5 protein-coding genes are annotated in these 10,250 nt (G+C 77.6%); 3 read left to right on the top strand and 2 right to left on the bottom strand.

Annotated elements, in window-relative coordinates; all coding sequences use genetic code 11:
- Positions 1-191 precede the first annotated feature (191 nt).
- The 3 genes from eccE to AC07A6_RS33270 all read left to right on the top strand — a co-directional run bounded on the left by eccE (position 192) and on the right by AC07A6_RS33270 (position 5,278).
- Positions 192-1,466 carry a type VII secretion protein EccE gene (gene eccE / locus AC07A6_RS33260; protein WP_478779606.1) on the top strand — a complete coding sequence of 425 codons (1,275 nt, stop codon included), beginning with the start codon at positions 192-194 and terminating at the stop codon, positions 1,464-1,466.
- On the top strand, positions 1,463-2,179 hold the full coding sequence (locus AC07A6_RS33265) for a hypothetical protein (RefSeq protein ID WP_362468372.1): 717 nt from the start codon (positions 1,463-1,465) through the stop codon (positions 2,177-2,179). Before eccE ends, AC07A6_RS33265 begins: the two co-directional genes overlap by 4 nt.
- Before the next feature lie 198 nt (positions 2,180-2,377).
- On the top strand, positions 2,378-5,278 hold the full coding sequence (locus AC07A6_RS33270; RefSeq protein ID WP_478779607.1) for an SCO5717 family growth-regulating ATPase: 2,901 nt from the start codon (positions 2,378-2,380) through the stop codon (positions 5,276-5,278).
- A gap of 73 nt (positions 5,279-5,351) precedes the next feature.
- Here AC07A6_RS33270 and AC07A6_RS33275 read toward each other — a convergent pair whose 3' ends face one another.
- Entirely contained in the window at positions 5,352-6,311 is a 960-nt protein-coding gene (locus AC07A6_RS33275) for a bifunctional riboflavin kinase/FAD synthetase (RefSeq protein ID WP_125819236.1), read from the bottom strand.
- Between the two features lie 120 nt (positions 6,312-6,431).
- Positions 6,432-9,965 (bottom strand): serine protease, encoded by a 3,534-nt coding sequence (locus tag AC07A6_RS33280; protein ID WP_478779608.1) that lies wholly within the window; start codon positions 9,963-9,965, stop codon positions 6,432-6,434.
- Positions 9,966-10,250: the final 285 nt, after the last annotated feature.

A 10,250-nucleotide genomic window follows, 5' to 3' on the forward strand; every position in this document is an offset into this window, starting at 1 on the left:
CCTACTATGCCTCTTGACGGAGGGTCGGCAGGTGCCGGGTGCCCGGGGCGGCGGTCCGGCGCCCGCCGGATCCCTCCGGACCGGGGTATTCAGGGCTGTTGGGGTGGATGGGGAGATTCCGGTGTCGTGCGGCCGTGGCCGCGCGGCAGTGGGACTCCCGTGCCCCGCACGCGAGTTGGGGAGGTGCGCGGGTGAGTGCCAGCGCGACGGCGCCGCGGGCTTCCGCGGCCGCGCCCGCACGCGGCGGGGTCACGCCGCATCCGAGGTCGGGCCCGGGCCGCTTCGGTCCGTTCCGACTGCAACAGCTCGTGCTGCTCCAGCTCGCGGCCGCCGCGCTGCTCGTGGCCTGGGTGGTGGAACCGCTGCTGCTGGTGCCCGCCGGCGTGCTGGCGGTGGTGCTGGCCCTGCTCGCCCTCGTCCGCCGCCACCAGCGCTCCCTGCCCGAGTGGATCGGCGGCGTCCTCGCCCTGCGCGCCAGGCGGCGCAGGGCCGCCGCCTCCACCGTGCCGGCGGGCACCGAACCGGGGCTCGCACCGCTGGTCGAGGCCGATCCGGCGCTGCGCACCACGGCCTTCGGCGACCGCGACCGGCGGCCCGTCGGGCTGGTCGGCGACGGGACGTTCCTGACGGCGGTGGTCCAGGTGGACGCGGACGCCACCGCGCTGCGGCCCGACCGCGCGGAGCGGCCGCTGCCGCTGTCCCTCATCCGGGACGTCCTCGAAGTGGACGGCATCCGGCTGGAGTCGGCGCAGCTGGTGCAGCACACCCAGCCCGCGCCTGCGCCGCACCTGCCGGCCCGGTCGGCGGCCGCGCTCAACTACGCGCCCCTGCAGGCCCGTACGGGGACCCCGGCGGTGCGGCTGACGTGGATCGCGCTCAAGCTCGACCCGGAGCTGTGCCCGGAGGCGGTCGCCGCGCGCGGCGGCGGCCTCGCGGGGGCGCAGCGCTGCGTGGTGCGGGTGGCGGACCAGCTGGCCGGCCGACTGGCCGGGGCCGGCTTCCGGGCCACCGTGCTCACCGAGCAGGAGCTGACGGGCGCGCTGGCCACCTCCTCGTGCGCCAACCCGATGGCGATCACCCAGGCGGGCCGGACGGCGAGCACCGGGCGGCGCACGGAGGAGACCGCCCGGACCTGGCGCTGCGACGACCGGCGCCACACCACCTACTGGATAGGCCGCTGGCCCCGGCTGGGCGGGGCGGGGGCCGGGCTGCCGCAGTTCGTGGCGCTGCTCACCTCGCTGCCGGCGCTGGCCACCAACTTCAGCCTGACGATGGCCCCGGCGGAGCGGCAGGGCGTGACCCTGACCGGGTACGTACGGGTCACCGGGCGCAGCGACGAGGAACTCGTGGCGGCCCGGCGGGAGCTGGAGCTGACCGCCCGGGGCGTACGGGCCGGGCTGGTACGGCTCGACCGGGAACAGGTGCCGGGGCTGCTGGCCTCGCTGCCGCTGGGAGGGGCGCGATGAGGGGTTCGGCTCCGCTCCGGGGCGGTTTCGGGCTGATCGGACCGCGCCGGGAGCGGCACGTGGTCCCGGCGGCGGACCTGGACGCGCTGGCGCTGCCCGTCGGGGACGACGGGGTCGTCATCGGCGTGGACGCCGAGGGGCGGTCGGCGGTGCTCGGCGTGAACCGGCCCACTCCGTACGAGGTCACGCTGATCGGCGGCCTGTGGACGGCCCAGGTGCTGGCGCTGCGCACGGCCGCGACCGGGGCCCGGGTCGCGGTGGAGACCGGGCGCGCGCCCGTGTGGTCCGGGCTGGCCCAGGCGGCCGGCGGCGGGCAGCAGTGCGTGACCCTGCACGACGTGGGCCGGGTCCCGCCGCAGGGCGCCTCGGCGGGGAGCCCGGTGCTGGTGGTCCGGGACTGCGGGATGCGGCCGCCGCGCGGGCGGGTGGTGGCGGGGCCGTGGCAGTCGGTGCTGACCCTGCTGCCGTACCTGAGCCCGTCCGCGCCCCGGCTGGTGCGGAACTCGGCGCTGGTCGGGGTGCAGCGGGTGTCGCCGGACGAGGCGGAGCAGGTGGGCGCGCTGATGCGGCTGCCGCGGGCGGCGGTCGAGTCGCTGCCGACCCTGGGGGACGGGGTGACGCTGTGGTGCACGCCGCGGGACCGGAAGTTCGTGATGACGCAGGGGACGGAAGCGGAGACCGGGCTGCTGGGAGCGGCGCGGCGGATCGACTGACGGGCGGGTCCGCGGGACGTGCGGGACGGACGTGCCGGACGGACGTGCGGGTGACGGTTGCTCAGGGCCGGGGCGGCCTGTAGGCAGGAGTACGGGGGCGCGACCTCGGGGGCTTTCGGGCGCGGGGCGCGATTAGGCTGAGCGCGGGCGCGGCGTCGAGGTGGGCGCCGACCGGTGTTCGACAGACCAGGAGGACCAGTGAGCGGCGATCGGAACGAGAGGCGCGGCGGGACGTGGGACGTCCCGACGGACGATCAGTCCGACGCGGAGCCCGATGTGACGGGCGAGTTCACCATCGACTACACCCCGCCGGCCTGGTACACCCAGGGCGCACCCGCGCAGGCCGCGCCGGTACCGGGGCTGCCCGGGCTGCCCGAGGGCAGCGGCTTCGAACCCCACCGCCCGGCGGACGTGGTCTCGCCGCCGACGATGCGGATCGCCCCGGCGCAGTCCGGTGCGCCGACCCCTCCGGCTCCGGCTCCGGCTCCGGCTCCGGCTCCGGCTCCGGCTCCGGCTCCGGCTCCGGCTCCGGCTCCGGCTCCGGCTCCGGCTCCGGCTCCGGCCGCAACGCCGGGCCCGCCGCCCGGGTTCCCCGCCCAGGGTGAGGCCCCGGGGCAGGGACCAGCGTTCCCGGCTCAGGGCGAAGCCCCGGGCCAGGGAACCGCGTTCCCCGCGCCGGGGGCCGAGGCCCCGAACGGTCACGCCGCCTATGCCGCCCAGGGCGGAGCGTCGGGCCCGGAGGCCGCGTTCCCCGCCGGTCCGGCCTTCCCGGCCCAGGCCGAAGCCCCGGCCGCCGCCGGGTTCCCCGCGCCGGGCGGAGGCTCGGGCCAGGGGCCCGCGTTCCCGGCACCGGGGGCCGAGACCCCGAACGGTCACGCCGCCTACGCCGCCCGAGACGGAGGCTCGGGCCAGGGGGTCGCGTTCCCGGCCCAGGGGTCTGCTGACCCCGGTCCGCAGGGCGGGACCCCGGACGGCCCGGGCGGCGTCGTGCCGCAGGGCGAGGCCGGCGCCGCGTTCCCCGCACCGGGGGCCGAGGGCCCGAACGGTCACGCCACCTACGCCGCCCAGGACGAAGCTTCCGCACCGGTGGCCGAGGGACCGGGCGGGCAGGACGGCGCCCCGGCGGCCCCGGGCGAAGCGCCCGCCGCGCAGGGGGTCGCGGCCCCGGCGTCGGGTGCCGGGAGCCCGGGCCAGGGCTCCGCGTTCCCGGGGACGGAGAGCCAGGGCCCGGCGAGCTCCGCAGCGGGGGGTGACGTAGCGGGCCGTGAGGCCGCCGAGGCGTTGCCTGCCCTGCCCGGCGGGACCCCGGAGGGGTTCGCCGCCGCGTCCGCGCAGGCGGAGCCCGCGGCGCCGTTCGCGGTGCCCACCGTGGCACCCCTCTCCGTGCCCGCCTTCGCCGACGCCGTACCCCCGGGGTTCGCACCGGCCCCCGAGGAGGAGGCGGCCGCCGCACCCGGTCGGACGCCCACCCCGGCCGGGGGAACTCCGGTCGCCGGGCCCGCGGATACTCCGTTCGGGGGATCCGGCTCCGAACTGCCGCCGCTGCCGCCCGCGTTCGCCTCAACGGGCGCGCCCCAGGGCTACGGCTTCCCGCCCCCGGGCCCCGAGGCGCAGGCCCCCGCACCGGCACCGCAGCCCCCGCAGGGCTACGGCTTCCCGCCCGTCCCGGCCCAGCAGGCGCAGCAGCAGGCACCGCAGGGATACCCGGCCCCGCAGCCGGGCCCCGAAGCGCAGGCCCCCGCACCGGCACCGCAAGGCTCCGGCTTCCCGCCCATCCCGCCCCAGCAGGCGCAGCAGCAGGCACCGCAGGGCGTGCCCGGCACCCCGGACGCGCAACCGGAGGGCTACGGGTTCCCGCCCATCCCGCCCCAGCAGGCGCAGCAGGGGTACCCGGCCGCCCAGCCGCCGCAGGCACAGGCGCACTGGCAGACGGGTCCCGGCCAGGGCCCCGGCGCTCCGCTCGGCTACACCGCCGCCGTGGAGCTGTCCTCCGACCGCCTGATCCGCGCCAAGCAGAAGCCCAAGCCCACCCGCTCCGGCTTCCGCTTCGGCGGCAAGGCCGCCGAGGCCGACCGCCAGCGCAAACTGGAGCTCATCCGCACCCCGGTGATGTCCTGCTACCGCATCGCCGTCATCAGCCTCAAGGGCGGCGTCGGCAAGACCACGACGACCACCGCCCTCGGCGCGACCCTCGCCACCGAGCGCCAGGACAAGATCCTGGCCATCGACGCGAACCCCGACGCCGGCACCCTCGGCCGCCGCGTCCGCCGCGAGACCGGTGCGACGATCCGCGACCTCGTGCAGGCGATCCCGTACCTGAACTCGTACATGGACATCAGGCGGTTCACCTCGCAGGCCCCCTCCGGCCTGGAGATCATCGCCAACGACGTGGACCCGGCGGTCTCGACGACCTTCAACGACGAGGACTACCGGCGCGTCATAGACACGCTCGGCCGCCAGTACCCGATCATCCTGACCGACTCCGGCACCGGACTGCTCTACTCCGCCATGCGCGGCGTCCTGGACCTGGCCGATCAGCTGATCATCATCTCCACCCCGTCCGTGGACGGCGCGAGCAGCGCGAGCACCACGCTCGACTGGCTCTCCGCCCACGGGTACGCCGACCTCGTCTCCCGCTCGATCACCGTCATCTCCGGAGTCCGCGAGACCGCCAAGATGATCAAGGTCGAGGACATCGTCCAGCACTTCGAGACCCGCTGCCGCGGCGTCGTCGTCGTGCCGTTCGACGAGCACCTCGCGGCCGGCGCGGAGGTCGACCTCGACCTGATGCGGCCCAAGACCCGGGAGGCGTACTTCAACCTGTCCGCCCTGGTCGCCGAGGACTTCACGCGCGCCCAGCAGCAGGCCGCGCAGGCCCACTGGGGCGCTCCCCAGGGCCACCAGCAGCCGCAAGCACAGCCGCAGCCGCAGCAGCCGGGCCCGTACCAGCAGCCGCAGGCGCAGCCCCCGCAGGGGCCGTCGCCGTACGGGCAGCAGCCCTACCCGCAGCCCGGACAGCCCTGGCAGCCCCCGGCCGCCCCGCAGCCGCCGCAGCCCGGGCCGTACCAGGCCCCGCCGCGCGACCCGCGCCTCGGCTGACCGCGGCCGACCCGGGGAACGCGAAGGGCCCGTACCGTCCCAGGACGGTACGGGCCCTTCGGCTCGGCTCGGGTCAGCGCCGCGCGGCGTCGAAGGCGTCCGTCAGGACCCGCGCCCGCTTCACGTCGTCCGCGATGGCCTCCAGCAGCCCGTCGAGCGACTCGAACTTCGCCATCCCCCGCACGTACGCGAGGAAGTCGACGCACACCTGCTTGCCGTACAGGTCCAGCCCGACGCGGTCGATCGCGTACGCCTCCACGGTCCGCTCGGTGGCGTCGAACTGCACGTTCGTACCCACCGAGATCGCCGCCGGCATCCGCTCGCCGTCGGCCGTCAGCCAGCCCGCGTACACCCCGTCGGCCGGGATCGCCGTGTGCGGCTGCGTCTCGACGTTGGCCGTCGGGTAGCCGAGCTCGCGCCCGCGCTGCGCACCGCGCACCACGATGCCCTCGACCCGGTGCGGGCGGCCCAGGATCTCGGCGGCGCCGTCCATGTCGCCCTCGGCGACCAGCTTGCGCGCCAGCGTGGAGGAGAACGGCACGCCGCCGCCCGCCTCGCCGCGCTCGACCAGGTCCACGACGTCGACCTCGTAGTCGTAGGTGGAGCCCAGCTCGCGCAGGAAGTCGACGTTCCCGGCGGCCCGGTGGCCGAAACGGAAGTTCGGGCCCTCGATGACGGCGCGCGCGTGCAGCTTGTCGACCAGCACCTTCACGATGAAGTCGGCCGGGGACAGCTGCGAGAACTCCGCCGTGAACGGCAGGATCAGCAGCGCGTCGACCCCGAGGCCGGCCATCAGCTCGGCGCGGCGGTCGTACGGGGCCAGGATCGGCGGGTGGCTGCCCGGCCGCACGACCTCGCTCGGGTGCGGGCTGAAGGTGACGACGACCGCCGGGACGCCCAGCTCGCGGGCCTTCGCCACGGCCCGTCCGATGATCAGCTGGTGTCCCCGGTGCACACCGTCGTAGGAGCCGATGGTGACGACGCTGCGTCCCCAGTCCTGGGGGATGTCCTCCAAGCCACGCCAGCGCTGCACTGTGACCGCTCCTCGCCCGAACCCGTGTAGTCCCTGTACTGATTTGCCGATTGCAGGTCTAAGACTGCCATGCCCTCGGCCGGGGTCCCGCATCGGCTCTGGCCGGAATCGTTCCCCGCCTCAGGTAATGTCCGGCGCGGCCCTACGAAGAGTCTCCACGGTACGCCGGGCACCCGGCCCCAGCAGGGCCGCCGCCTCCGCCGCGGCGTCCGTGAGCCAGCGGGATACCAGCGACCCGAACACGGGATCGGCGCGGGCCAGCTCCACCGTGTGGTGCTCGAAGACCGCCGGCCCGCCGGGCGCCCGCAGCAGCTGTCGCCCGGTGCGCCGCAGCAGCTCGCGGGTACGGGCCTCCGGGCGCCGGCAGCTCCCGGCGGCGAGCCCCGCCAGGAAGGCGCCGAGCACCGCCGGATCCGACTCCTCGCGCAGCAGTACGTCCGCCAGCTCGGCCCGCAGCGGGTACGAGGCCTCCGCCCCCGGCGCGGCCAGTACGCCGGCCAGCTCGGCCCGGACCGGCTGCGGGGCGCCCCGCAGCAGGCCCAGCACCAGGGGCCGCAGTACGGGCCCTGCCGCTGGGCCCTGGTCGAGGCGCCGGTCCACGAAGGCGGCGGCGTGCGGGGCGTCCTCGGGGCGGCGGGCGAGGTGGTCGCGTACGAGGTCGCCCGCGCGGCGGGCCAGGCCGGGGGTGGTGAGCGCGGCCAGGGCGCGGATCACCTCCCCGTCGGCCCGGGCCCGCAGCGCGGCGAACACCGCGTCCGGGTCGGGCAGTACGGGCAGCGCCGCGACCAGCGCGGAGGCCGGCAGCCGGGAGCCGCCCGCGGGGTCGCGGAAGCAGTCGAGGGCGTCGGGCAGGCAGCGGGCCCGCGCCTGCGGGTCGCGGAGCAGGATGCCGAGGGCGGGGCCGTGCAGGCCGCTGTCGCCGGGGCGGTCCAGGAGCGCCTGGGCGGCGTGGCGCAGCAGCTCCCGGTCGGCGGGGGTACGGACGTGCGGGGCGGTGGCGAGGCCGTACGCGGCGGCGGCCACGCGGCGTTCGGGCCGCTCGTCGTGCGCCCAGCGGCCGACGGCGCGGCACAGGGCGGACGGCTCGTCCTCCGCGAGGACGGCGAGGAGTTCGTCGGCGCGCGGGTGCGCGGCGCCCACCAGGGCTTCGGTGAGGTCGTCCACCGCGAGGCGGCGGTGCGTGTGCAGCAGGGCCTGTGCCGCGGTGGCGACGGTGGCTCCGGGGCGGCCGCGCAGCCGGCGCTCGTCGGTGAACCAGGCGCAGACCAGGGGCAGGACGAGCTGCGGGCCGCGGGCCAGGCGGCGGGCGGCGGCCTCCAGGTAGTGGTGGTCGGAGGGCAGCAGCCGGCGCAGCAGGTCGAGCCGGTCGCACTCGGGCAGCCGGAGCCGGTTCCAGAACCAGCCGCCGAACTCGCCGCTGCCGGACCGCGCCACGTGTTCGGCGAGGGCGTGCAGGACGGGCAGGTGCACGGTGGCGTCGGCGGCGCCGAGCAGGGTGGCGCGCAGCAGCCGGGAGGCCCACCAGACGCGGTCGGGGTGGACCGGCCCCGGGGATCCGGCGGCGGCCTGCTCGGCGAAGGCGTTCAGGGCGGCCACCAGGGCGTCGAGCCGATCGCGCGCCTCGGCCGGGGGAAGCCTGCGCAGGGCCTCCAGCACGGGCCCGATGCGGTGCCGGGGTACGGGAGTGCCGGTGTCGGCGGGGCCGCGGTGCACGAGGCCGTCCAGGGCGCCCGGGACGTCGAGGTGCCCGGCCTGGAGCCAGTCGGACAGCTCCTCGTGGGCGAAGCGGTAGCCGGGGCCGGCGGGCACCAGCAGGCCCTCGGTGAGGACGGCGGAGGCCCAGCCGGTGCGCCAGGGGAACAGCTCCTCGAAGGCGGCCCGGTCCAGCTGGCCCTGCCCGGGGCCGAGGCACCGCCGGGCGGCCTCGTGCACCCGCCCGGCCACCCGGGCCGCCAGCCGCCGCACCCCGGGGCCGTGCACCCCGGCCCCGGGGCCCGCCCCGGTGCCCGCCCCTGTGCCCGCCCCGGCGCCGGCCGCCGCCGCGATCCGGACGGCGACGCGCAGGGCCAGCAGGTCCAGGTGCGCGGCGAAGACCTCGTCACGGCCCGGGCGGCCCGCGGTGACCTCGGCGGCGCGGATCCCGGCGAGCAGGCGCAGCGTCAGCGGGTGCCGGGCGTCGGCCTGCGCCACCGCGTCGTCCGGGATCCCCAGCCGGGCCCGGGCCTCGCGCGCCTCCTGCGGGGTCAGGTCGCCGACGGGCAGCGCGGGCGGCAGCCGCCGGGCGGCGCGGGCCGGGGTGTGCAGCAGCTCCGGCGGGTAGAGGTCCCCGGCCCGCTCCCAGTACTCGGGCCGGGCCGCGACCACCAGCCGCGCCCCGGTGCCGCGCAGCCAGTCGGCGGTGGCCGCGGTCCACGGCTCCAGGCGGTGCGCCAGCCGGGTCGGCATCTCCTCAGGGTTGTCCAGAACCACCAGCAGCCGCCGCCCGGCCACCCACGCGAGCCGCGCCACCCGCTCCCCGATCCCTTCCCCGCCGGGCCCCGCCGCCCCCTCCCCGCCGGGGCCCGGGACGGCGGGGGGTTCGGCGCCGGGTTCGGCGGTGCGGCCGGCCGGGGTGGTGGCGGCGGTGAGGATGCGGCCCGCCGCCGTCAGGGCGCGGGTCACGGCGTCGGCCAGCGAGGCGTCCCCGTCGTGCAGGTCGGCTCCGCGGAGCCAGAGCGTCGGCGCGGGACGGGGTCCGCGGGCCCGGTCGGCGGCCAGGGCGGCGAGGGCGGTGGTGCGGCCGGTGCCGGGGGCCCCGACCAGGCCGAGCACGAGGTCCGTCCCGGCGGTGAAGGCGGCCAGCCCGGCGGTGATCCCGGGACGCGGCACGGGATCGGGGGCGGGCTCGGCGGCGCCGGCCGGGGGGAGGGCCGCGCCGAGGGTGGTGGCGGTCAGTTCCAGGGCGCCGGCCAGGTTGAGGTCCGCGCCGTAGCCCGGCACGGTGGCGGAGTTCCGCTCCAGCAGCGCCGCGAGGGGGCCGCCCGGTGCGGCCGCGGCGGCCGCACGCAGGGGGACGGCGAAGCTCCCGGAGCGGTGCTCCGCTTCGAGGGCGGTGCCCAGTACCGCGAGCACCGCTCCCGTCGCCGCGTCCAGGACCGGCCCCCCGCGGACCTCGCCGCCGAGCCGCAGGGCGTCCCGGCCGGCCGTTCCGATGGCCAGCTCGACGGTGGCGGGGAGTGCGTGGCGGCGGCCGGCCGCGGTGTGGGTGACCTCCGCGCCCGCCCCGAGGACCCGCGCCTGGCGCCAGCCCCGCGCGGGCAGGCGCACGTACGTCCCCGGAGGGATCGCCTCGCACATCGCCACGGGCAGCGGCGGCACGCCCAGTCCGTCACCGCGTACGAGGGCCAGCCCGAGCTCCGGAAGGGCGGTCACGTCATCGGCCGACGCCGGCCGGCCGGGCCCCTCGGCGCCGGACGCGTGCAGGACCATCCCGGCCAGGCCCTCGACGGCGTCGTGGCTGGTGATCACCGTGCCGCGGTCGTCGGCGACGAAGCCGCTCCCGCGCGGGAGTCCGTCCCGGTCCCGGATCGTCACCAGTCCCGCGGCCGGCCCCTCGGCACCCGCGAAGGCGTCGCGGCCCGCGCCCCTCGTACCGTCCGTGACCTCGTCCGTCATCGCCGCACCACTCCCCCGCCGCGGGACCCGTGTTCACGACGGTAGGCAAGTGAAGATCAGCGGGAAAAGCACGCGGCCCGAAAGCGCCCCCTTACGCTCCCGGCATTCACTCCGAGCGCCTGCTCGGAAGGGTGAATACGGTGCTCCGGATGGATAGAGACCTACCCGAGGGGGGTTGTGGGGGGGGGGGGGGGGGGGGGGGGGGGGTTCCCCCTCCCCCCCCCCCGCGCCGACAAAACGAGGGAGAAAGCCCCCCCCTCATGAAACCACGGAGGGAGTTTTCTT

Source organism: Streptomyces sp. NPDC044002, from assembly GCF_056434525.1.